Here is a 22,748-nt window from a genome sequence, read left to right as displayed (position 1 = left end):
ACGCACCCGGGCGGGTCTCTGACCCCTGGCGCGCAGGACGCCGTACGCCGTCGCGACGGCAGGTGCGCCGCAACGTCCGGCCGGCGAACCCGTGCGGGGTTCGGCGGCCAGGCCGCCTGACTGCGCGTCACGACCGCCGACCAGACGGCGCGAGGCGAGATGGGCGAGGCCTGCGAATGGATGCGTCGCCCACTCTAGCGCGAGAAGCGCGCGGTGTGGCCATCAGCACGCAGCCCGGCGCCCGGCAGGTCAGTCGTGGCGGGCGGCGAGCCGTCGCTGCTCGGCGAACGCGACGCTGCGGATCAGGTCGCCGTGCTCCTCCGGGTCGCTGAACCGCAGGGCGACGCCGGGGCCGCCGCCGGGCAGCTCGACGTGGCGGACCACCTCGGCCACCGAGCGCACGAGGTCGCCACCCACCAGGAGCCGCACCTCCACCTCGGTGCCCGGGGCCGGCCGCTCGCCCTCCACCACGGCGAGCAGGCCGCCCTCGCCGAGGTCGACGACCGTGCCGGACCTCGCCGGGCCGCTGCCGCCGTCGTCGTCGATCGGGGTCAGCGTGACCGGCGCGGCGAACGGCACCCGGAAGAACTCGCGCCGCTGGACGCGCCGCGGCTCGCCCACCGGGGTCAACAGCCACACCGGGCCGTAGCGGCGCCGGTCCGCGACCGCCGTCACCGGCAGCAGCACCTGGCCGTTCTCGTGCGGCCAGCCGAGCGTCAGCTCCTGCTCCGGCCGCGGCAGCACGCCCGCGTCGACGACGCCGGTGAGGTCGGGCCGCGCGACGACGATGGTCGGCGCCTCGCCCTCGGCGGTCCCCTGCGTCGGGGTGGCGCCGTCGGCGGACTCGAGATCCAGGACCCGGCTGACCAGCTCGACCGCCGTGTCGGCCGGCTGCGGCACGCGCACCTGCACTGGAGTCAACACCGTGGGATGTGCGGGCAGCGACTGCTGCCGGGCCTGCCTCGACACTCTCTCGCCACCACCTTCTCGTCCGTGAGTCGCACGGCGGCCGCGCCCGGCCGCGTACTGCGATGCTAGTGCGGCTCGCGGAGCCCCACGCCACTGGCGCGCTCAACTCATGGCTCACCGAGCGAGGACAGGTCGACCGTCGTGACGCGGCGCAGCGTCGTGGTGGCCGGCGGGTTCTTCCCCGGACCACGGCTGTCGGCGAGACGAAGCGTGTAGTCGAGGTCGATGCGCAGCAACCCACCGACCTCGGGTGTGCTCGCGAAGACCAGCTGGGCGGCGTACCGGGCACCCTGGGCGTCGATGGTCTCGTCGAGCATCTCGACAGGCTGTTGGCCCGAGAGCGCCGGTGAGCTCTCGACGCCGGTCACGGCGTAGCTTCCCGCAGCTACGCCGGGGGCGGCGAGCTCCACGCGTGGCAGGTCGACCCCCAGACCGACCACCGTCCAGGCCCGCCCCTCCTCCGCCCAACCGAGGGCGGGCAGGTAGGGCACGGTGAACGCAGGACCCACCCGGCAGGTCATCGGCGCGGTGAGGTCACCGTGGCGCACGGGACCGTTGGCACACGGGACAGTCGGCAGGTCACCGGGCCGCGGGGCATCCGCGTAGAGCGCATCGGCCGGGCCCGGATCCCGTGAGCCGTCGCCCAGGTGCACCGTCTGGGCCAGTCCGTCATAGGTCACCTCGACGGAGACGTCGTCCTGGGTGACGAGCCGTTCGCCGAGGGCCACGACGAGGTCCCGGGGCACCGGCTCCCCGCCGTCGGTGCCGGCGGCGCCGCGTCGGACGACACCCACGGGGTAGGTGGTGCCCTCGACGCTCACCCGGAGACCGATCGGCATCGCCGCCCCTTCGCGGGCTGCGAACGACCAGACGTCGCGCCGCACCGCCATGTCCTGGAAGTCGGTCGAGATCCAGAGCAGGCTGCCACCGTCCGGTGCCTGCAGGTCGCCGACCTCCTGGGCCGGCACGGCCACAGAGACGTCCAGGGTGCCGGTCGGGACCGTCACCGAGACGGTCTTCACCCCCTCCGGCGGCGTCGCCACCTCGCTCGCCTCGACGTCTCCGACCGCCAGGCCGTCAGCGCCGCAGGAGGTCAGGAGACCGAGCCCCATCGCGGCTCCAGCCACGGCGATCGACAGGCGCAACCGCCCGGTGCCCGTGCGTGTCACCTGCCGTCTCACCTGGCGTGTCCCCCCATGTGCTGCCCCCTGTCGTGTCCGCATCCGCCAGCACTGCTGACGAGCCTCACGTCTACCCACGCATGACCGCGACAAACACGCTGACCCGACACTCGAAGGTCGCAGCCAGGCCGGGCGCCGTTGGAGGATGCCGGACGGCGGCCTCGCGCGCCGTGCTCCGATGCTGCGCCCCGATTGCCGCGACGTCGAACAGGGAAGGGTGAGGGCTCGACCTCGGCATCCGCGACCCGACGGACGCCGACCCATCGGCGGCACCACCCAGACCGACCCCAGCGTCCGGTACTGTCGCCCGGCGACGGGGAGGAACGAACTGCCTCCTGACATCCGGAGCAGAGTCCAGCCAGACGTCCAGACCCCCGGGCCCCTAGCTCAATTGGCAGAGCAGGAGACTTTTAATCTCTTGGTTGTGGGTTCGAGTCCCACGGGGCCTACCAAGCACCAGCGGCACGCGTGGCTCCTCACGTCTGCGTCGTGAACCGGCTTCCCGGACGACAGGAACGTGCGGAACCAGCCGGGGCGCGGCATCGCGCAGCGGACGCCCCGGAGCACCGATAGCGTGAACCCGTGATCCGAGCCGAACAGCAAGCCGAGCCCACCGGGCAGCCGAGTCGCCGGGCAGACGCCGCCGTCGTACGCCGCACCCAGACGGCGGAGGTCCGCTGATGTCGGGCATGGTCACCGCCGAGGACCTCGTGGTCCGCACGCTCGGTCCCTGCCGGGTCGACTCCCCGCTCGCCGACGCGCTGATGTCGCGGCAGACCACGCAGCACTCCGTCATGGAGGAGGACCGCATCCTCTTCGACGACACCGTCGGGCTGGCCGGCTCGCGCGGCGTGCCGATCGACCAGCTGCCCAGCCTGGAGCCCGGCGGGCCGCGGAAGAAGATCTACTTCGACCCGGCGAAGACCCGGGTCGGCATCGTCACCTGCGGCGGGCTCTGCCCGGGGCTCAACGACGTGATCCGCTCGCTGGTGCTCGAGCTGTCGCGCCACTACGGCGTCACCCGGATCATGGGGTTCCGCAACGGCTACCGCGGCATGATCCCCCGCTTCGGGGACGACGTCGTCGACCTCACGCCCGAGAACGTGCAGCGCATCGACGACGAGGGCGGCACCATCCTCGGCACCTCCCGCGGCGGCCAGGACCCCGAGGAGATGGTTGACGCCCTCGAGCGGCTCAACATCAACATCCTGTTCGTGATCGGCGGCGACGGCACCATCCACGGCGCCATGGAGATCGTCCGCGTCGTGACCGAACGCGGCCTCAAGGTCGCCGTCGTCGGCATCCCCAAGACCATCGACAACGACATCCCGCACATCGACCAGAGCTTCGGGTTCCAGACCGCCCTGGCCGAGGCGACCAAGTCGATCCAGTCCGCCAGCGTCGAGGCCCGCTCCGCGCCCGGCGGCATCGGGCTGGTCAAGCTGATGGGCCGCCACTCCGGCTTCATCGCCTGCTACGCCACGCTGGCCAAGGACGACGTCGACTACGTGCTGATCCCCGAGGTGCCGTTCGCCCTCGACGGGCCCGACGGGTTCCTGACCCACCTGCGCGAACGCGTCCGCACCCGCGGGCACGCGGTCGTGGTGGTCGCCGAGGGAGCCGGTCAACAGCACATCGAGACCGAGCCGCCCGGCCAGGACGCCTCGGGCAACGTGCGGTTCGGCGACATCGGCCGGCTGCTGCGCCGCAAGATCGTCGAGGACTTCGACAGCCACGGCCTCGAGCACAACGTGCGCTACTTCGACCCGAGCTACTCCATCCGCAGCGTGCCCGCGAACCCGTTCGACAGCGCCTACTGTCTCCGGCTCGCCCACGCGGCGGTGCACGCCGCGATGGCCGGACGCACCGAAGTGCTCGTCGGCCGCCGGCGCCGCCGGTTCGTGCACATCCCGATGCCGCTGGCGGTCAGCCACCGCAACCACGTTGACCCGCAGGGCGACCTGTGGCTGTCGGTGCTCGAGACGACCGGGCAGCCACCCGAGTTCACCTGAGTCGTACGCCGGGCCGGCCGGCCCGGCGTACCGGTTGAGTAGCGGGGCTCACGCGCGCGGCCCGGGCGGCTCCTAGCGTCGGAGACATGGACCAGACGCAGCTGCCCGAGCGGCCGTTCATCGGGGCGCGACCTCTGCGATTCACCTCCGCGCAGCGGTGGGCCATCGCCGCAGGCCTGGGCCTCGCGGCGCTCGCGGTGCTCGCCTATCTCACCGGCTGGGCGCTCGCCGACGACCTGCAGCGGCCCCGCAGGTGGGGCGGACACTACTCCGACCGGGACGAGTGGGGTTGGGACATGAAGCCCCGTGCCACCCTGGTCGCGGCGCTCGGTGGGCTGCTCGCCTGGGTGGGGCTCGCCTCCCGATTCGTCGCCATCCACCCGCAGCTGCGGCGCGTCGTGTGCGCGGTCGGGGTGGTGCTGCTCGGGCTGGTGGCGGCGGGGTTCGCCGTGCTCGGCTACGCGGTGCTGAACGCCAGCTGCGGCGAGAACGACTTCCTCTGCTTCAGCGGCCCCGGTGACGCGCTCCTCGTCGGGTCACCGGGGCTCCTCGCCGCAGCCGTCGCGGCCGTTATGGTCGCCGGGCTGATGCTCGGTGAGCGTCGGTCAGGCCGGGTGCTCTCCACCGTCGGCGTGCTCGCGGTGACCGCGCCCCTTCCGCTGGTCGCGACGGGGGTCCTCGTCGACCGGATCCTGGCGCCGTTCTGAGCGGCTGAGCGCGGCCCCGTGGGGAGTCCGGGGGCCTCCGCCCGGGAGACTGGCCCCGTGCCGAGCGATGCCAAGGACCGCTGGATCCTCGCCACCCTCGCCGCCATCACCACGGTCACCGCCGTGGTGAGCAGCCTCGGGGCGCCACTGGTGCCCAGCATCGCGACGTCGTACGCCGTGCCGCTCAGCACGGCGCAGTGGGTGCTGACCGCGACCATGCTGGCCGCGGCGGCCACCACCCCGGCCCTGGGCCGCTGGGGCAGCGGACGGCTCCGCCGGCCGGTGGTGCTGGGCGGGCTCGCCGCGGTCCTGGTCGGCCTGGTCCTCTCCGCGCTGCCCACCGGCATCGGCGGGCTGCTGGTCGGCCGCGCTCTGCAGGGCGTGGGGCTGGCCCTCGCGCCGCTCACGTTGGCGGTCGCCCGCGACCTGTGGCGGGGAGAGCGGCTCTCCTCGCGACTCTCCCTCCTCTCGGTGGCCACGGTCGCCGGCGCGGGCCTCGGCTATCCGGTCACCGCGCTGGTCGCCGAGCACGCCGGAGTGGCGGGCGCCTACTGGTTCGGCGCGGCCCTGGTCGCGGCGACGTTCGCGCTCGCGCTCCGCTTCCTCCCGCACCAGGCACACGGTGAGTCGCAGCAGGTCGACCTCACCGGCGTCGCCCTGGTCGCCGTCGGCATGGTGTCGGTGCTGCTGGCCGTGAGCCAGGGCGACCACTGGGGCTGGACGTCGCCGGCGACCGTGAGCCTCGCCGCGACCGGTGTGGTGCTGGTCGCGGCATGGGTCGCGCAGACCCGGCGGGTGACTCGTCGGGGTGGCCAGCCGCTGGTCGACCTCGCTCTCGCCTCGAGGCCCGGTGTGCTCGGCCCCAACGGTGTCGCGTTCACGCTCGGCGTCGGGATGTACGGCCTGCTCACCCTGGTCGTGCTGCTGGTCCGCGCCGACGGCAGTCGCGGGTGGGGGCTCGACCTCGGCGTCTCGGCGGCCGGCCTGGTGCTGCTGCCCTACGCCCTGACCAGCGTCGCAGGCAGCCGGGTGGCGCTGCGGATCGCCCGCCGCCGGGGCCCGCACGTCCTGCTGCCGACCGGCTGTGCGGTGTTCGCCTCGTCGATGGTGCTGCTTGCGGTCGCCCACAACCACCTGTGGCAGGCCCTGGTCGTGATGGCGGTCGGCGGGCTCGGCAGCGGGTTCACGTTCTCGTCGCTGGCGACGCTGATCGTGCCGCAGGTGCCCGCCACCGAGACCGGCAGCGCGATGGCGTTCAACCAGCTGCTGCGCTACCTCGGCTTCGCGGTCGGCTCGGCGGCGAGCGTCGCGCTGCTCGCGGTCTACGGGGCCGACCTGGTCGCGTTCCGCGCCACCAGCCTGACCCTCGCGGGGGTCTGCCTGGTCGCCGGGCTGGGCGTCCTGCAGGGTCGGCGCGGCAGTGGCCCGGTCACGCTGCGGGGCACCGCGGGCTGAGGTCGCTCAGCTCGGCGCCAGGGCGGCGAGGCCGTCGAGCACCCGGGCCAGGCCGAACTCCCAGGCCAGCGACGGGCTGGACGGCGCCCCCATCGCCGCACCGGCGGCGGCGCCGACGGTCTGGGCGAGCGGATGGTCCGCGCCGAGGTACGCCGCGAGCCGGGGGCTCCACTCCCCCCAGTGCTCGGCCAGCTCGGCCGCGCCCGGGCGTGGCTGCAGCGCGCGGGCGCCGGCCCGGGCGAAGTCGAGCACGAACGTGAGCGCCGCGTCGCAGGTCACCGGCTCCAGCCGCAGCGGCGTCAGGGCCTGCAGCTCGTGGTCGTACTTCGCGATCGTCCCGGGCCCGAGCGCGGTGCGGTCGTCGACCACCTCGTGCAGCCAGGGGTGCGCCTGCAGCAGGGCCAGGTTGGCCTCGGCCACCCGGCGTACCCGCGAGCGCCAGCCGAGCCGGCCGTACGCCGGGCGGTCCATCCTGGCGTGTGCCGCGTCGGCCATCAGGACGAGCAGGTCGTCGCGGGAGTTCACGTGGGTGTAGACCGACATCGTCGAGACGTCGAGCTCGCCGGCGAGCCGCCGGATGGTGACGGCGGACAGGCCGTCGGCGTCGGCGATCCGGGCCGCGGCGTCGACGACCGCGCCGGTGGTCACGCGCGCCCGCGGCCCGCGACTGCCTCCGGCGGGCGCCTGCGGGTGGTCGCGCCAGAGCAGGTCGATCAGCGGTCTCGGCACGGCGTCTCCATGCGGGGAATCTTCTCATAACGACGTACGTTGTACGGCGTACAGAGTCGTTCGAACGGAAGGACGCCCATGCACATCACCGACACCGCCATCTCCCTCAACGTCGCCGACGTCGAGGCATCGGCCGGCTTCGCCGTCCTGTTCGGGTTCACTCCCGGCATGTCCGCGGACGGGTTCGTCTCGCTCCAGCACCCCACCGCCGGGGTCAACCTGGTGTTCCTGCGGGTGGGTCTGGCCTCGTTCAAGCCGAAGGAGATCGCCGGGCCCGCCGGTCAGGGCCTGCTGCTCGCCTTCGTCGTCGACGACCTCGACGCCGAGTTCGCACGCATCGCCGCCACCGGCGCGAAGGTCGTCACTCCTCCCGAGACCGAGCCGTGGGGCGAGCGGTTCTGCCAGTTCGCCGACGACAACGGGTTGATCTGGCAGCTCGTGCAGTGGGTGTCCACGCCCGAGTAGCCGCGCGGGTCCGCCGACCCGTCGATCGTTCCTCGCGACACGGCATGTCTGCGGGAATCATCGACGGGTCGGCAACACCTCGTCGAGGAAGCCCAGCACCCGGGCGGCCCACTTCTCCGGGGCACGGTCGAGGCCGCCGACGTGGTCGGCGCCCTCCACGGTCCACACCTCGACCGCCGAGGGGGCCGCGCGCTCCAAGCGGTCCGCGGCCCAGCCCTCCTCGGGCACCTCACCGGCGGTGAGCAGCAGGAACCGGACGCCCCGCTCGGCCGCGTCCACCAGCGAGTCGCGCAACGGCCGCGGCCGCGGGGCGTCGGAGAGCAGCCCCGCCACCGCGTAGGTCAGCCGGTCGATGGCCACCTGCAGGCTGCCGCGGGCGCCGTGCTCGTCGACGAGGTACTCCTTGTCCGCGGCCACCCGGTTGGTCGCACCCTCGGCCACCACCGCACGCACCCGGTCGTCGGCGCCGGCGGCCCCGATCGCCTCCTCACCGCCCATCGACAGCCCCAGCAGCCCGATCCGCTCGGCGGAGACCCCGGCCTGGGCGGCGACGAAGTCGAGCGCCGCGGCGACATCGCTCTCGCCCCACCAGCCGAAGTCCATGCCGGACCCCTCGCTCTCGCCGTGGCCGCGGGCGTCGAGCAGCAGCACGCCCCAGCCGGCGTCGGCCAGCACCCCGGCCTCGTCGAGCACCGCCGTGCGGGTCGAGCCCGCACCGTGGAGCAGCACGACCGCCCCGCCGTTCTCCGACGGCACCCACCAGCCGGCGAGGTCGACCCCGTCGGCGGTCGGCAGCCGGACGTCCTCGTAGGCGAGCCCGAGGTCGGCGGGCGTCCGGTCGCCCAACGCCGGCCGAGGCGGCAGTCCGGCGGTGAACCCCTGCCCCACGGTCCAGAACGCCAGGTAGGTCGCGACCAGCAGCAGCGGCACGGCGAGCGGCCACCAGCGCCTCCGCAGCCGGGCCAGCAGCCACCACGCCGAGTACGCCGCGAGCGCGAGGCCGGCGACCAGTGCGGCGACACCGAGCACGCCGGCCACCCCGACGCCCTCCTTGCGCAGGTGGGGGACGCCCAGGCCGAGGCCGGCGGCGGCGACCACGGCGGCGCAGACGAAGGCGAACGCGAACCCGATCGCGACCAGCGGCGCCCTTCCGGCACCAGCGGGCCGGTTCACGACGGTCCCCCGGCTCCCAGCTCCGCGCTCGCCGCCCACACCCGGACGCTAGGAGCGCGCGATCTTCCCGCGGAAGGGCCCGCGGTCCCCGGAGCGCCGGGCGCCCGGGATCACTGCGCCGGACGGTCGATCCCGCGGACGAGCGGGCCGGAGCGCCGTAGGCTCGGAGCCGGCATGAGCACCGTCGTCACCTTCCCGGCCGGATCCACCCTCGAGACGAGCACCGTCCGCGCGGTGGTCGAAGACTCGCGGGTCGACGACGGCGGCCGGCTCCTGCTCTTCACCGAGGCCACCCCCTTCCACCCCCTCGACCCGCTGTGGCCCGACCAGCCCGACGACCGCGGGTGGCTCGAGACCCCCGCCGGCCGGCTGCCGGTGCTGCGCGCCCTCACCACCGCGCGCCGCCCCGGCGGCCCGCTCCTGGTCGACGACCAGGTCGACGTACGCCGCGACGAGGCCGAGGTCGACTTCGACGTGGCGCACCTGGTCGCCGACGCACCCGGAGTGCGCGACCTGACCGGGAGCACCGTGACGCTGGTCGTCGACGGGCGCCGGCGCCGGGCGCTCAGCGCCGCCCACACCGGGTCGCACCTGATGGCCTACGCGCTGAACCAGGCCACCCACGAGCTGTGGCGCAAGGCGGGCCCCCTGGACCCTCGGGGGTTCCACGACCTGGACCGGGCCGCCTGCACGCACACCCACCACGAGGTCAGCGGCGCGGTCGACCGCTATCGCCTGGGCAAGTCGCTGCGCAAGCGCGGCTTCGCCACCGACCAGCTCCTCGAGCGGCTCGACGAGGTGGTCGACCAGGTGAACCGGACCCTGGCCGACTGGCTCGCGACCAACACCCCGGTGCAGATCCTCGTCGAAGGGCCGCTGCTCACCGACCGGCGAGAGTGGGTCTGCGCGCTGCCCGGCGGCACCGCGCACGTCGCCTGTGGCGGCACCCACCCGCGCCGGCTCGGCGAGATCGCGCTGCTCGAGGCGACCGCCGCCGTCAGCGAGGACCGCTCCGAGGTCACCATGACCACCCGGACCGTCCTCGCCCCTGCGCCGTAGGACCTGCTGGGGTCAGGGACGCAGCTGCGGCTTCGGCACCAGCACCCGCACCGCCACCACGGCCACGTCGTCCTCGTGGTCGACGTCGAGCAGCCTGGCCAGCAGCTCGTCGCAGAGGTCCTCGACCGGCCGGTCGCGCAGCTCGGTGGCGGCGGCCACCAGCGCCGCGAGCCCCTCGTCGAAGTCCTGGTCGCGACGCTCGATCAGACCGTCGGTGTAGAGCACCACCGTGTCGCCCGGCGAGAGCTGCAGCGGGTGGTCGCTGCGGTCGATGCCGGGGATGACGCCGAGCACCAGGTCGGCCTCCTCCACCGCGAGCACGACCGGGTCGCCCTCGGCGGGGATCAGGACCGGCGGCGGGTGGCCGGCGTTGGACCAGCACAGCTCGCGGGGCTCGCCCGGGGCTCCCGGCGGCGCGATCTGGGCGACCACGGCGGAGGCGGTGGTGTCGATGTCGAGCCCCGCCATGGTCTCGTCGAGGGAGGACAGCAGGTCGGCCGGGCCGGAGCCGCTGATGTAGCCGATGCCGCGCAGCAGCCCGCGCAGCTGCCCCATCGCGGCGGCGGCGCGGAAGTCGTGGCCGACGACGTCACCGATGACCACGACGGTGCTGCCGTCCTGCTGGAGGAACGAGTCGTACCAGTCGCCCCCGACCTGTGCCTCGTCCGCCGCGGGCAGGTAGCGGACCGCGATCTCGGTGTGGCCCGGGCGAGGTGGCTCGGTGAGCATGCTGCGCTGCAGCTCCTCGGCCAGTGCGCGCTGCCGGCCGTAGAGCTGCATGGTCTCCAGGGCGCTGCCGGCACGGCGTCCGAGCTCGCGGGCCACCCGGAGCTCCGCGGGACCGAACGCGGGCGACCCCTCCCGGTTCACCAGCACCATCGACCCGAGCACGGAGTCGCGCCCCGGCAACGGCACGGCGATCGCGCTGTGGACCCCCATGTCGTCGAGCAGGCGCCGCAGGTCGGGATCGGGCACGAACTCGGCCAGCTGTGCCGCGCTCAGCTCCTCGATCAGGATCGGCTCCTCGCCGCGGGCGATCCGCCGCGACGGGGTGGACTCCGAGACCCCCTGCGGCAGTCGCGCGCCGACCAGGTTCGCCAGTTCCTGGAACGCCGGGTCACGGTGGTGGAGGACCACCCGCTGGGTGACCGCCCGGTCGTCGTGGACCTGGATGGTCACCCAGTCGGCGAGCGTCGGCACGACCTCCTCGGCGAGTCCGCGCAGGGCAGCGTCCGGCTCGAGCGTGCTGAGCAGGGCCTCGGAGACGCCGGCGATCAGCTCCAGCTGCGCGCCGAGGCGGTCGCGCTGCTCCTCGGCCGCGTGCCGGGAGGTGACGTCCTGCAGCAGCAGCAGCACGGCGTCCCGACCGTCGGCGAGACGGCTCGGCGCGATCCCCACGTCGAGCCAGGTGCCGCCGCTGCCCTGCATGGTGCGGACGTCGTCGGCACCGACCTCACGAGCGCCTGCCGACGCGCGGTCGAAGACCTCAGCCAGCGAGTCGGGCTCGGTGAACAGCGTCGGCACCAGGGCTCCGACCGTCTCCGGCTCCAGCTCGAGGAGGTCCTCGGCGGCATGGTTCCAAGCCAGCAGCCGGCCGTCGACGTCGGCGACCAGAACGCCCAGGGGCGCGTTCTCCAGCAGCGTGCCGAGCGTGGCCCGGACCAACAGCTGGGGCTGCGGCGCACTGGCCCGCTTGCCGACCGCGGCGAGCATCTGGTCGTACTCGTGGCCCCCCACCGCCGCCTGGGTCAGGTCGGCCAGCTCGGCGCTGACGGTCGGCGAGGCCAGGTTCACCAGGGCGAGCTCGAGCGGGATGCCGGGTGCGTACGTCGTCTGGCGTCGCAGCTCCTCGAGCCGCTCCTCGCCGTCGACGACGATCGCCACCCGGGCGCGGGGCCAGCGCTGGTGGACTCGCTGCACCACGCCGACCGGCGACTCGGGGATCGCAGAGCCGACCAGGACGGCGACCACCTCGTGGCCGGGCTCGACCTCAGGGACCTGGTCGAGGGCGTGCGGCTCGACCAGGCGTCGGCGCATCGGCAGGTCGTCGAGGCCGAGCCGGGCGTCGGCGGCCTGCCCGACCAGGAGCAGGGTGGGCATCTAGGGCGTGTCTCTCATCGACGTGGGCGCCGGTCAGGTGCCGAGCAGCGGCAGGCCGAGGACCGCGCGCCCGGTCCAGGTGCGCAGGATGTCGGTGGTGGGGCTCATCACGTGAGCGGCGCGGGCGTCGCGCAGGTGCCGCTCGACGGGCGAGCGGTCGCGGTAGCCCATCCCACCGAGCAGCGTCATCGCCTCGTTGGCGACCGCCACGGCCGTGTCGCCCGCGGTGGCCTTGGCCGCGGCCAGGGCCGGCAGCGCCTCGGGGCCACCGACCTCGGCCTCCTCCGCGGCCCAGTAGACGAGCCGCCGGGTCGCCTGCACCTCGGCCCACAGGCCACCGATGCGGTGCTGGAGCACCGGCTCGCTGGCCAGGCTGCGGCCGCTGTGGCTGTGTCGGCGGGCGCTGAGGTGGGCGGTGGCCTCCTCGAGCGAGGCCTGCGCCACGCCGAGGTAGACCCCGGCCATCGCGGTGAGGAAGTTCGGCGCGACCATCTCGAAGACGTACCAGATCTGGTCGCCGGGCGCCCCGAGCAGATGATCGGCGTCGACCTCGACACCCTCGAGCTCGGCGGTGAGCGAGGAGTTGCCGCGCATGCCGACGCCCTCCCACTGTCCGGTGAAGCGCAGACCCTGGGAGCCGACGGGCACGATCACGCACGAGAACTCGCCCAAGGGTGCGTCAGGGTCGGCGGCCATCGTGGAGACGACGTAGGAGTCGGCCTGACCGCCGTTGGTGACGAACGACTTCTGACCCTCGACCCGCCAGCCGTCACCGGTGGTCGTCAGCTTCGTCTGCGGCAGCCAGAACTGCGACCCGGTGCCGGTCTCGGACAGCGCGAGCGTGGTCAGGTGCTCACCGGCCGCGATCGGCTCGAGATAGAGCTCGGTCTGTCGCGGAGTCGCCTTCGCGGCGAGCACCGCGGTGGCGACCAGGTGCATGCCGAAGCACAGCGCCGTGCTGGCGCAGGCCAAGCCCAGCGACTCACAGACTCCGGCCACGGCGCGCAGCCCCAGGCCCGCGCCGCCGTGCTCGCGAGGGACCACCAGGCCGGCGAGCCCGGCCTCCTTGAGGGCCGCGATCCCCTCGACCGGCCAGACCCCCTGGTCGGTGCGGGAGGCCATCGGGGCGAGGACGTCGCGCGCGATCTCGTCGGCGCGGGCCGTCGCCTCGTTGACGCTGGCCGGGGGTGCGAGCATGAGCGAAGGCTATCCGTGGTCGGGCCGATCCGGGGCAACAGCGACAAGCTGGCGGCGGTGAGGGTCGTCCCCGCCGTCAGCGTGGGCGTGCGGAGCTACCGCTCGGGGCCGAGTTCCGTACGCCAGCGGGAGCCGTTCACCCGCCACGTCAGACGAGCGCGAGGGTGTCCAGGTCGCGCATGGCGGCGGTGCTGCGCTCGACCATGACGGCGAACATCGCGTCACCGCGGTCGGTGCGGGCGCCGTAGGCGCAGCCGAAGACCGAGGTGAGCACCCCCTGCAGCATCGAGAGCCGGTAGTCCTCCCAGCACGCGGACGCCGAGTAGCCGCGGACGCCGTGGGCGCGCAGGGCGCGATGGTAGGCCGCAACCAGGTCGCGCTCGGTGGCTCGCCTGGCGTCGACGGACAGGCTGGTGCCGACCAGGTAGGCCAGGTCGTGGGCGGGCAGCCCCACGCTGAGCGTCTGCCAGTCGACCGCGTGGACCGCCGGTGCGCCCGGTGGCGGCGCCGGGTCGAACATCAGGTTGTCGAGCCGGTAGTCGCCGTGCACCAGCCCGAACCGTGCGGAGCCGGCCAGCGACCACTCCCCCACGACCGGCACCGTGCGGCGTACGGTCGCCGCCGCGTCGGCGGAGATCAGGTGGCCGACGTTGTCGAGGAACTGCTCGACCGCGGGCAGGTAGAACTCCGCCAGCGCCCGCGCCCCCTCCGCGTCGTGACGGGTCAGCCAGGGCGTCTCGAACAGCGTCTCGTCACACCAGCGGGGGCCGTGCAGCCCGGCCAGGTTGACCGCCGCGCCCGCCACCTGGTCCGGGTGCGCGCCGGCCAGCTGGTCGCCCGGCACCGCCGGCGCGAGGTCCTCCAGCACCAGCGTGAACCGCCCGTCGTCGCTGACCTCGGTCGCGGCGAGGCAGGCCGGGACGGCGACGGCGACGGTGTCGGCGACCTCGCGGTAGAAGCCGACCTCGGTGCGGTAGACGCCCGCGAGGATCGCCCGGGACCCCGGGTCCTCGCTGGGCAGCTTCACCAGCACGCTGGCCGGGAGCTGCCCGGCCTCGACGCCGGGCCCCGACAGCCGGGCCCGGAAGCAGGCGCCGATCTGGCCGGCGCCGACCCGCTCCACGCTCGCGTCGGTGACGGGGTGCCCCAGCGCCGAGGTCAGCCACGCGGCGTCGAGCTCGTCGGCCGTCGCGAGCGGGGGGAGGGTCTCGGCAGGTGGTTCCTGAGGAGCCGAGGAACGAGGCGTCTCGAAGGGCTCGACCACCGACGGCGGCTCGACCACCGACAGCGGCTCGGCCACCGACGGCGGCTCGACCACCGCGGACGGCTCGACGCGGGACGGCTGGCCGGTGGCGGGGGTGGAGGCGGCGTTCACGGGGTCCTCCCGGGGTTGGTGGGCAGCCGGTCCAGGCGGTCCGGGGCGTGGTCGCCGCGCCGGACCCGCCACGCGTCGAGCACCGGCGCCAGCTCGGCCGGGGTGGCGCCGTGCAGCACCACGCTGTCGGCGCCGGCCGCCAGCTGGTCGGCCACGCGCCCGGCGCACTGCTCGGCCGAGCCGGTGGCCGACGCGGCCAGCCACTCGGCCGGCAGCAGGCGATCGCGCAGCTGCTCGAGCTCGTCGACGGTGCCGACCGCGTCGAACGCGCCCGGGTAGCCGTGCACGAGCGGGTCGGACCGGAAGCGCTCGAGCACCGCGACGTCCCAGCCGTTCGCCCGCACCAGCACCTCGCCGTACCCCTGCAGATAGGTCGCCAGCCGGCCGACCAGCTTGCGCAGCCGCTGCTCCTCGGGCACGGACTCCTCGACGGTCGCGAGCACCGACCACACCCGCACCGACGCCGGGTCGCGGCCGGCCCGCTCGGCCGAGTCGCGGATGCGGCCGACCGCTCGGGCCAGCGTCTCGTCGGTGAAGAACGTGTGGAGGACGACGCCGTCGGCGACCTCGCCGGCCAGGTCGAGCGACCGGTCGCCGATCGCCATCATCAGCACCGGGATGTCCTCGTCGAAGGCGCTGTCCTGGGAGAGGTAGGGGAAGCGGCCCGCCGGGCCCTCGTGGCCGAGCACCGCCTCGCCGTGCCAGAGCCGGCGGTAGATGCCGATGACGTCGCGCAGCTGGGCACCGGTGACCCGGGGCAGCCCCATCACGTCGAACAGCGCCGCGAACCCACGACCCAGCCCGAGCGCGTAGCGGCCACCGGAGAGCCGGTGCATGGTCGTGGCCATCGTGGCGGTGACCAGGGGGTGCCGGGTGTTGTGGTTGGTCGCGGCGGTGGCGATGCCGAGCGTGGTGGTGGCCGCGGCGACCGCCCCGGCCAGCACCCCGGCGTCCTTGGTGTTGAACCGCTCGGAGAGGAACATCGAGCCCAGCCCGAGCGACTCGGCGAGCCGGGCCTCCTCGAGCACGTCGGCCGGCGCCGCCGAGTGGCCGGCGAGCCCGTAGCAGGCGAGCTCGGGGAGCACCTCCGGCCGAGCGGGCGCCGCGAGGCTCATCCGAAGGCCCGGGTGACGTGGCCGACCAGGTCGGGGTAGCGCTGCAGGTGGGCGCCGCCGTTGAGGTCCATCACCTCGCCGGTCAGCCACTCCGCGCGGCTGATGAAGACCGCGGCGTCGGCGACCTCCTCGGGCCGGCCCGGCCGCCCCAGCGGGGTGTTGGCCAGGTAGTCGTCGCGCACACCCGGGATGTCCATCGCCGGAGCGGTGAGCGGGGTGATCACCAGGCCGGGGGCGATCGCGTTGACCCGGATGCCGCGCGGGCCGAGCTCGAGCGCGGCGACCTCGGTGAGCATGGCCAGGCCGGCCTTCGCGGAGCAGTACGCCGCCATGCCGGCGCCGGGCTGACGGGCGTTGAGCGAGGCGAGCGAGATCACCACGCCGCCGGCGGTCATCCGCTGCGCGGCGTGCTTGATCACGCAGAACGCGCCGGTCAGGCAGACGTCGAGGACCCGCCGGAACTCGTCGACCGGGTGGTCGACCACCTGCGCGAGGGTGCTGACGCCTGCGCTGTTGACCACCACGTCGAGGCGGCCCTCGCGCTCGAGGACACCGGCGAACAGGGCCTCGACCGAGGCCTCGTCGGTGACGTCTACGGCCACGCCGTCCCGGTCCCCGGCCGCCTCGCCGAGCGCGCTCTCGAGGTCGGCGACCACGACCGTGCAGCCGTCGTCGCGCAGGGCCGCGACCGTGGCCGCGCCGATGCCGGACGCCCCGCCCACGACGACCGCGACCCGGCCGCCCGGCGTCCTGCCCGTCGTACTCGTTGGTCCGGCCTCGGCCGGTGACGTGTCCGTCATGGTGGGTCCCTCTCCTCGACGCCCGGTCTGCGGGTCGAGCGGTTGACACGTGTCAACCCCGGCCCTAGCGTCGCCGGTGACCCACATCACATTGAACCGTCTGCGAGAAGTTCCCGCAGCCGAAAGTCTCAGCGGGCCGGAGCGGCCCCCGGGAGAGGACGACGCCATGGCGACCGCCACCAGCCCCGCGGCCCGACCCACCACCGCGGTGATCGGGGCCGGCATCAGCGGCCTGACCGTCAGCAAGATGCTCGGCGACTACGGCGTCCCGTTCACCTGCTTCGAGGCCTCCGACCGGGTCGGCGGCAACTGGGCGTTCGGCAACCCCAACGGGCACAGCAGCGCCTACCGGTCGCTGCACATCGACACCTCCAAGCACCAGCTGTCGTTCCGCGACTACCCGATGCCCGAGCACTACCCCGACTTCCCCCACCACACGCTGATCAAGGACTACCTCGACGACTACGCCGACGCGTTCGGCATCCGCGAGCGTATCGAGTTCGAGAACGGCGTCGTGCGTGCCGAGCGGCTCCCCGACGGCGGATGGGAGCTCGAGACCGAGCGCACCGGAGTGCGCCGGTTCGACCTGCTCGTCGTCGCCAACGGCCACCACTGGGACCCGCGGATGGCCGACTTCCCCGGAGAGTTCACCGGCGAGTCGATCCACTCCCACCACTACGTCGACCCCTGGCAGCCGCTGCACCTGATGGACAAGCGGATCCTCGTCGTCGGGCTCGGCAACAGCGCCGCCGACATCACCGTCGAGCTGTCCTCACGGATCCTGCGCAACGAGGTGACGCTCTCGACCCGCAGCAGCGCGTGGATCGTGCCGAAGCTGATGTACGGCAAGGCCGCCGACATGAACTACCGCACCTACCCGCACGTGCCGCTGGCCTGGCAGCGCAAGGTCGCCCAGTGGGGTCAGCGGTTCACCGGCTCCGACCCTCGGCTCTACGGCCTGCCGGCGCCCAACCACCGGTTCTTCGAGGCCCACCCCACCCAGTCCACCGAGCTGCCACTGCGGCTGAAGTCCGGCGACGTCACCGCCAAGGGCAACGTCGCTCGCCTCGACGGGGAGACCGTGCACTTCGAGGACGGCACCAGCGGCGGCTTCGACGTGATCGTCTACGCCACCGGCTACAACCTCACGTTCCCGTTCTTCGACCCCGAGTTCCTCAGCGCGCCGGAGAACCGGATCGACCTCTACAAGCGGATCTTCAAACCCGGTCTCGACGACCTGATGTTCGCCGGCTTCGCGCAGGCCACGCCGACGCTCTTCCCGTTCGTGGAAGCCCAGGCGCGGCTGATCGCGGCGTACGCCGTGGGGCAGTACCTCCCGCCGCCGGTCGAGCAGATGCACCACACGATCCGGGCCGACGACGAGCTCTACATGGGGCACATGCTCGACCGCCCCCGGCACACCCACCAGCTCGACTACTTCCTCTACGAGCACGACCTGCGCACCCGCGAGATCCCGCGGGGCCGGCGCCGGGCGAGGCGGCAGAGCACTCCGCAGCTGGCCGGCCGCGCCGGAACACCGGCCGGCGCGGCTGTCGGCGCGGCTGTCGGCGACGCGGTGGGTGCCGAGGGCACGGCCGGAGGGTCGGCCGAGGGGGCGCCGGCCGAGGCCGTGCCGGCCGCGTCGGCCGGTCCGGTGCGGTGAGCGGCCTCGACCGGTCGGGCACCGCCCTGGCCGCCCGCGGCGACCAGCGGCGCGCCGCCCTGCTCACCTCCCTCGACGAGCTGCTGCTCGACTCGAGTCTCGAGTCGATCAACATCGCCGAGATCTCCCGCCGCGCGGGGGTGACCAGGTCGGCGTTCTACTTCTACTTCGAGAACAAGGCCGCCGCCGTCGCCGCGCTGATGGAGGAGATGTACGACGCCGCGTTCGCCGCGACCGGGGTGCTGGTCGGCGACGGCCCTCCCGCGGCCCGCATCGAACGCACCGTGCGCGACCTGTTCCGCGCCTGGGAGCGGCACCGCCACGTCTACCGAGCGATGCTCGAGGCCCGGGCCACCAGCACGGCAGTGCGCGCGCTGTGGGAGTCCGACCGGCACTCGTTCGTGCCCGCGGTCGCCGGCATGATCATCGCCGAGCGCGATGCCGGCCGCGCCCCCGGCGGCCCGGACGCCGAGGTGCTCGCCAGCGTGCTGCTCGAGCTCAACGACCGCGCGCTGGAGCGGCTCGCCCTCGGGGGGCCGCTGAGCCACGACCACCTGGTCGAGGGGGTCGTGACCGTCTGGCTGCGCACCATCTACGGCCGCCTCGCCCCGGAGGCCGAGCCCGCCGAGGCCCACGCCCCGGTCGAGGCCAGCCCGGCGGCCGACCCCTTCGAGAAGCCTCGCTCCTCGGCTCCCCAGGAACCGCCCGCCGAGACCCCCGCCGCCGAGAGGACCCCCCGATGACCCAGCAGACCCAGCCGGCGCCGCGCCCGCGCGCCGACGGCGCGCACCCGGCGTACCGGACCGTGCGGTTCTCCTCCGGCGGCGTCGAGTGCGACGGCTGGCACTTCGCGGCCACCGACGACTCCCTGGCGAGCGCCGCGGGGCGGCCGTGCGTGGTGATGGCGCACGGCCTGGCCGGCACCAAGGACTCCGGCCTGCAGCCGTTCGCCGAGGCGCTGGCCGAGGCCGGGCTCGACGTGCTCGCCTTCGACTACCGCGGGTTCGGCGCCAGCGACGGCACTCCCCGGCAGACCGTGTCGATGGCGGGCCAGCTCGAGGACTACCTCGCCGCGATGCGGGCGGCCGCGACCCTGCCGGGCGTCGACGGCGGCCGGCTGGTGCTGTGGGGGGTGTCGCTGGCCGGCGGGCACGTGCTGTCGGCAGCGGCCGACCGCGACGATGTCGTCGCCGTCGTGTCGCTGACCCCGCTGGTCGACGGGGTCGCCGCCGGCCGGCACGCGCTGGCCAGCCACAAGCCCTCGGCGATGCTGCGGTCGACCGCCGCCGGGGTCCGCAGCCGGATCTCCGGGCGCCGCGGCCGGCCGGTGATGATGCCGGTGGTCGCCCGCCCCGGCGAGCTCGGCGCGCTGACCCTGCCCGGCTGCTACGAGGACTACCTGGCCCTGGCCGGGCCCACCTGGCGCAACGAGATCGACGCGAGCGTCGGGCTCGAGCTCGGTGGGCACCGCCCGATCAAGGACGCCGAGCGGGTGCGCTGCCCGGTCCTGGTGCAGATCGCCGATCTCGACCGTTCCGCCCCTCCCCAGGCCGCCGCGAAGGCCGCGTTCCAGGCGCGCGCCGAGGTGCGCCACTACCCCTGCGACCACTTCGACGTGTGGCCCGGCAAGGACTGGTTCGGGCCGGCCGTGGCCCACCAGGTGGCGTTCCTGCGGCGGCACCTCGCTCCCACCGCGGAACTGTAACGCGGTGTCCGGGTAACTAGGGCGGTGTCAGGACGCCGCAGAAGATGCCCGGACACCGCGTTACAGCGATGACCGCGATCCGACCCACCCCGACCCGAGGAACCGATGAGCCACTACCGCGACCTGTCCCGAGCCGACCTGGCGACGCTGGTGCCCGAGCTGCTTCTCATGGGCCAGCTGATCGACCGCTCCGGCATGGCCTGGTGCATCTCGGCGTTCGGGCGCGAGCAGATGGCCCAGATCGCGATCGAGGAGTGGGCCGGCTCCAGCCAGATCTACACCCGGCGGATGCAGCGCGCGCTGGGCTACGAGGGCACCGACGTCGTGACGATCTTCAAGGGATTGCAGCTCGACATCGGCGCGCCGCCGCAGTTCATGGATTTCCGCTACACCGTGCACGACCCGTGGCGCGGCGAGTTCCGGCTCGACCACTGCGGCGCGCTGATGGACGTCGAGCCGATGGGCGAGGACTACGTGCGCTCGATGTGCCACGACATCGAGGACCCCACCTTCGACGCCACCGCGGTCGCCACCAACCCGAAGGCGCAGGTGCGGCCGGTCCACCGGCCCCCGCGCACGCCCGCCGACCGGCACCCGCACTGCGCCTGGACCGTCGTCATCGACGAGTCGCACCCTCCCGTGGAGCCGTTGCCGGCTTTCCACGAGATCGTGCGCACGCGGGCGGCCACCGTCGAGCTCGACCCGATCGACCCCGCCGACGACGGGCAGTCCGACTACTCCGGCCCGCTCGTCGCCGACGTCGACTTCGGTGCGTTCTCCCACTCGGCGCTGGTCCGGATCGCCGACGAGGTGTGCCTGCAGATGCACCTGCTCAACCTGTCGTTCGTGCTCGCGGTGGCCCAGCGGGCCGGCGACGACACCCAGCTCGCCGAGATCTGCGAGAAGCAGCTGGTCGGGGTCGCCGGCATCGGCGCCGAGCGGATCGCCCGCGCCCTCGGCGTCGACCGAGACGAGGCCGGTGCGCTGCGCCTTTTGCAGCTGCACCCCCTGCTCAACCCCGCGGCGTACGTCGACAGCTCGGCCGAGGGCGACCTGCTGCGGGTCCGACGGTCGGCCGCGCACGACGACGGCGCCTGGGTCGCGCTCTGCGGGCCGGGCCGGACGCGCCCCCTCCAGGCGATCGTGCGGGCGCTCGACCCGCACCTGGACGTGGAGGTCGAGGGCGCCGACGACGACTGGACGCTGCGGGTGGTGCGCCGACCCGAGCCCGCTCCCGAGGCGTCCGAGGTCGCGGTGACCCGATTCAGCACGGGCTCGTCGTTCGAGTTCGAGCCGCGGCGGGCGCTGCCGATCACCCCGGTCTGACCCTGATGTGTCGTTCACTGCCACCAGCAGGTGACAGCGAACGACACATCAAGCGGTGTCGCGGCGCTCAGACGCCGACCGGCGCCCCGCGCACGGCGTACGACGTGCCGCGCTCGGCGCGCTCCCACAGCAGGTCGTCGACGTCGAGGCCCTGGGCCACCAGCTCGCGCTTGAGCACCTTGTTGGTGGCGGTGCTCGGCAGGTCGGTGGCGAGCCGGACGTAGCGCGGCCACGCCTTCGGCGAGAGGTCGGGCTGCTCGGCGAGGAACAACTCGAAGCCGGCGGGGTCGAGCGCGGGCTCGTCGTTGAGCACGATCGCGGCGACCAGCTGGTCGCCGACCCGCTCGTCGGGCACGGCGTAGACCGCGACCCGGTTGACCGCGGGGTGCCGCATCAGGATGCCCTCGATGGGGGCGGCCGCGAGGTTCTCGCCGTCGACGCGCAGCCAGTCGCTGGTGCGGCCCGCGAGGAACACGAAGCCGTCCTTGTCGCGGTAGGCCAGGTCGCCGGACCAGAACATGCCACCGGACAGCCGCTCGGAGGTGGCCTCCTCGTCGTTGTAGTAGCCGGCGAAGAACCCGGCACCCTGGGTGTTGACCAGCTCGCCCACCGCCTCGTCGAGGTTGGTGACCCGGCCGTGCTCGTCGAACTCCGCCCGCGGGCACTCCTCTCCGGTCGACCGGTTGAAGACGGCGACGCTGTCCCAGGGCTGGCCGATCGAGCCCTTCGGGGTGCCGTCGACGCGCTGGATGATGATCGCGGTCTCGGTGGACCCGAACGCGTCGACCACCCGGCAGCCGAACCGCTCCGCGAACTCGTCGATGTCGCGCTCGGACGCCTCGTTGCCGAAGGCGAACTTCAGCGGGTTGTCGGCGTCGTCGGGGCGGCGGGGCGTGGCCAGCACGTAGGCGAGCGGCTTGCCGACGTAGTTGACGTACGTCGCGCCGTAGCGGCGGACGTCGTCGAGGAAGTGGGAGGCACTGAACCGCCGGGCCAGCGCCATCGCGGCCCCGCTGTAGGCCGCCACCGCGTAGCCGCTGAGCACCGCGTTGGAGTGGAACAGCGGCATCGAGAGGTAGCAGACGTCGTCGGCGCCGAGGCCGAACCGGTCGGTGAGGTTGGCCCCCGACATCACCACCATGAAGTTGCTGACCTTCACGGCCTTGGGGTCGCCGCTGGTGCCCGAGGTGAAGATCAGCATGAACGGGTCGAACGCGTCGACCTGGCGCGGTTCGGCGACCTCGGCCGGCTGCTCGGCGACCGCGGCCGCCCAGTCGGCGGAGTCGGTGTTGACCACCTCGACGCCGGGCAGCTCGAGCCCGTCGAGGAGCGGAAGGTGCTCGTCGTCGGTGAGCAGCACCCGGCAGTCGGCCTTGAGCACGTCGCGGGCCAGCGCCGGCCCGCGGCGGGTCTCGTTGATGCCGGCGGTGACGTAGCCGCCGAGGGCGCCGGCGCCGAGCGCGAGCACCATCTCGGGGGTGTTCGCCAGGAGTACGCCGACGTGCAGGTCGCTGCCGTCGCCGGCGCCGCGGTGCCGACCGAGCAGCAGGTTGGCGCGGCGCGAGGCCTCGGCGACGTACTCGGCCCAGCTCCACTCCTGGTCGGCGTGCTTGAGCCCGGTGCTGTGGTCGGCGGCCCGCTCGCGCAGGACCTGCTGGACGGTGTCGCTCATCTGCTCCCCTTGGTGACTGGTTGCGGTCCGCTCCCCCGGACGTGT

The 22,748-nt window shown here is 73.8% G+C and carries 19 protein-coding genes and 1 tRNA gene; 10 read left to right on the top strand and 10 right to left on the bottom strand.

Annotated features, from left to right (window positions below):
* Nucleotides 1-249: 249 nt before the first annotated feature.
* Both D6B71_RS14175 and D6B71_RS14170 read right to left on the bottom strand, forming a co-directional pair.
* Nucleotides 250-969 carry a flagellar brake protein gene (locus D6B71_RS14175; protein ID WP_121256137.1) on the bottom strand — a complete coding sequence of 240 codons (720 nt, stop codon included), beginning with the start codon at nucleotides 967-969 and terminating at the stop codon, nucleotides 250-252.
* A 107-nt stretch (nucleotides 970-1,076) separates the two neighbouring features.
* Nucleotides 1,077-2,081, bottom strand: coding sequence for a hypothetical protein (locus tag D6B71_RS14170; protein WP_121256135.1), 1,005 nt, complete (start codon nucleotides 2,079-2,081; stop codon nucleotides 1,077-1,079).
* A 445-nt stretch (nucleotides 2,082-2,526) separates the two neighbouring features.
* On the opposite strand from D6B71_RS14170, the gene D6B71_RS14165 reads away from it, so the two are divergent.
* The 4 genes from D6B71_RS14165 (at nucleotide 2,527) to D6B71_RS14150 (ending at nucleotide 6,324) form a co-directional block, all read left to right on the top strand.
* Nucleotides 2,527-2,602 (top strand) — tRNA-Lys (locus tag D6B71_RS14165).
* A gap of 228 nt (nucleotides 2,603-2,830) precedes the next feature.
* Nucleotides 2,831-4,162: an ATP-dependent 6-phosphofructokinase gene (locus tag D6B71_RS14160; RefSeq protein WP_121256133.1), complete on the top strand. Its 1,332-nt coding sequence runs from the start codon at nucleotides 2,831-2,833 to the stop codon at nucleotides 4,160-4,162.
* An 86-nt stretch (nucleotides 4,163-4,248) separates the two neighbouring features.
* A complete protein-coding gene (locus tag D6B71_RS14155) occupies nucleotides 4,249-4,869 on the top strand; it encodes a hypothetical protein (RefSeq protein WP_121256131.1) in 621 nt (206 codons plus the stop codon).
* A 57-nt stretch (nucleotides 4,870-4,926) separates the two neighbouring features.
* Nucleotides 4,927-6,324, top strand: coding sequence for an MFS transporter (locus D6B71_RS14150; protein WP_164519675.1), 1,398 nt, complete (start codon nucleotides 4,927-4,929; stop codon nucleotides 6,322-6,324).
* Between the two features lie 6 nt (nucleotides 6,325-6,330).
* On the opposite strand, the gene D6B71_RS14145 is transcribed toward D6B71_RS14150, so the two are convergent.
* Nucleotides 6,331-7,053: a TetR/AcrR family transcriptional regulator gene (locus D6B71_RS14145; protein WP_121256127.1), complete on the bottom strand. Its 723-nt coding sequence runs from the start codon at nucleotides 7,051-7,053 to the stop codon at nucleotides 6,331-6,333.
* Between the two features lie 78 nt (nucleotides 7,054-7,131).
* On the opposite strand from D6B71_RS14145, the gene D6B71_RS14140 reads away from it, so the two are divergent.
* Nucleotides 7,132-7,518, top strand: coding sequence for a VOC family protein (locus D6B71_RS14140; RefSeq protein WP_121256125.1), 387 nt, complete (start codon nucleotides 7,132-7,134; stop codon nucleotides 7,516-7,518).
* 57 nt (nucleotides 7,519-7,575) lie between these two features.
* Here D6B71_RS14140 and D6B71_RS14135 read toward each other — a convergent pair whose 3' ends face one another.
* A complete protein-coding gene (locus tag D6B71_RS14135) occupies nucleotides 7,576-8,691 on the bottom strand; it encodes an alpha/beta hydrolase (RefSeq protein ID WP_164519674.1) in 1,116 nt (371 codons plus the stop codon).
* A 174-nt stretch (nucleotides 8,692-8,865) separates the two neighbouring features.
* On the opposite strand from D6B71_RS14135, the gene D6B71_RS14125 reads away from it, so the two are divergent.
* The gene (locus D6B71_RS14125) at nucleotides 8,866-9,750 is read left to right on the top strand and encodes an alanyl-tRNA editing protein (protein ID WP_126688277.1); all 885 of its coding nucleotides are present in this window, start codon (nucleotides 8,866-8,868) and stop codon (nucleotides 9,748-9,750) included.
* Nucleotides 9,751-9,762: 12 nt separating this feature from the next.
* On the opposite strand, the gene D6B71_RS14120 is transcribed toward D6B71_RS14125, so the two are convergent.
* The 5 genes from D6B71_RS14120 to D6B71_RS14100 all read right to left on the bottom strand — a co-directional run bounded on the left by D6B71_RS14120 (nucleotide 9,763) and on the right by D6B71_RS14100 (nucleotide 16,337).
* Complete coding sequence (locus D6B71_RS14120) at nucleotides 9,763-11,850, bottom strand: GAF domain-containing SpoIIE family protein phosphatase (protein ID WP_121256117.1); 2,088 nt, start codon at nucleotides 11,848-11,850, stop codon at nucleotides 9,763-9,765.
* A 33-nt stretch (nucleotides 11,851-11,883) separates the two neighbouring features.
* Nucleotides 11,884-13,047, bottom strand: a complete 1,164-nt coding sequence (locus D6B71_RS14115; RefSeq protein ID WP_121256115.1) for an acyl-CoA dehydrogenase family protein — start codon at nucleotides 13,045-13,047, stop codon at nucleotides 11,884-11,886.
* Between the two features lie 148 nt (nucleotides 13,048-13,195).
* Nucleotides 13,196-14,422 carry a phosphotransferase gene (locus tag D6B71_RS14110; protein WP_206051770.1) on the bottom strand — a complete coding sequence of 409 codons (1,227 nt, stop codon included), beginning with the start codon at nucleotides 14,420-14,422 and terminating at the stop codon, nucleotides 13,196-13,198.
* Nucleotides 14,419-15,537, bottom strand: coding sequence for a TIGR03857 family LLM class F420-dependent oxidoreductase (locus tag D6B71_RS14105; RefSeq protein WP_121256113.1), 1,119 nt, complete (start codon nucleotides 15,535-15,537; stop codon nucleotides 14,419-14,421). Before D6B71_RS14105 ends, D6B71_RS14110 begins: the two co-directional genes overlap by 4 nt.
* Complete coding sequence (locus tag D6B71_RS14100; protein ID WP_121256111.1) at nucleotides 15,534-16,337, bottom strand: SDR family NAD(P)-dependent oxidoreductase; 804 nt, start codon at nucleotides 16,335-16,337, stop codon at nucleotides 15,534-15,536. Before D6B71_RS14100 ends, D6B71_RS14105 begins: the two co-directional genes overlap by 4 nt.
* Nucleotides 16,338-16,503: 166 nt before the next feature.
* Here D6B71_RS14100 and D6B71_RS14095 point away from each other — a divergent pair, with 166 nt between their 5' ends.
* The 4 genes from D6B71_RS14095 to D6B71_RS14080 all read left to right on the top strand — a co-directional run bounded on the left by D6B71_RS14095 (nucleotide 16,504) and on the right by D6B71_RS14080 (nucleotide 21,031).
* Nucleotides 16,504-18,000 carry a flavin-containing monooxygenase gene (locus D6B71_RS14095; protein ID WP_121256109.1) on the top strand — a complete coding sequence of 499 codons (1,497 nt, stop codon included), beginning with the start codon at nucleotides 16,504-16,506 and terminating at the stop codon, nucleotides 17,998-18,000.
* The gene (locus tag D6B71_RS14090; protein WP_206051769.1) at nucleotides 17,997-18,743 is read left to right on the top strand and encodes a TetR/AcrR family transcriptional regulator; all 747 of its coding nucleotides are present in this window, start codon (nucleotides 17,997-17,999) and stop codon (nucleotides 18,741-18,743) included. The genes D6B71_RS14095 and D6B71_RS14090 overlap by 4 nt, the downstream gene beginning before the upstream one ends.
* On the top strand, nucleotides 18,740-19,705 hold the full coding sequence (locus D6B71_RS14085; protein ID WP_121256107.1) for an alpha/beta hydrolase: 966 nt from the start codon (nucleotides 18,740-18,742) through the stop codon (nucleotides 19,703-19,705). The genes D6B71_RS14090 and D6B71_RS14085 overlap by 4 nt, the downstream gene beginning before the upstream one ends.
* A 105-nt stretch (nucleotides 19,706-19,810) precedes the next feature.
* Complete coding sequence (locus D6B71_RS14080) at nucleotides 19,811-21,031, top strand: hypothetical protein (protein ID WP_121256105.1); 1,221 nt, start codon at nucleotides 19,811-19,813, stop codon at nucleotides 21,029-21,031.
* A 67-nt stretch (nucleotides 21,032-21,098) separates the two neighbouring features.
* Here D6B71_RS14080 and fadD1 read toward each other — a convergent pair whose 3' ends face one another.
* On the bottom strand, nucleotides 21,099-22,703 hold the full coding sequence (gene fadD1 / locus D6B71_RS14075; RefSeq protein WP_121256103.1) for a fatty-acid--CoA ligase FadD1: 1,605 nt from the start codon (nucleotides 22,701-22,703) through the stop codon (nucleotides 21,099-21,101).
* Nucleotides 22,704-22,748: the final 45 nt, after the last annotated feature.

Source organism: Nocardioides ferulae (genome assembly GCF_003660455.1).
In the GTDB taxonomy this organism is placed as follows: Bacteria; Actinomycetota; Actinomycetes; order Propionibacteriales; family Nocardioidaceae; genus Nocardioides; species Nocardioides ferulae.
This window is presented reverse-complemented; position numbering and strand designations above follow the sequence as displayed.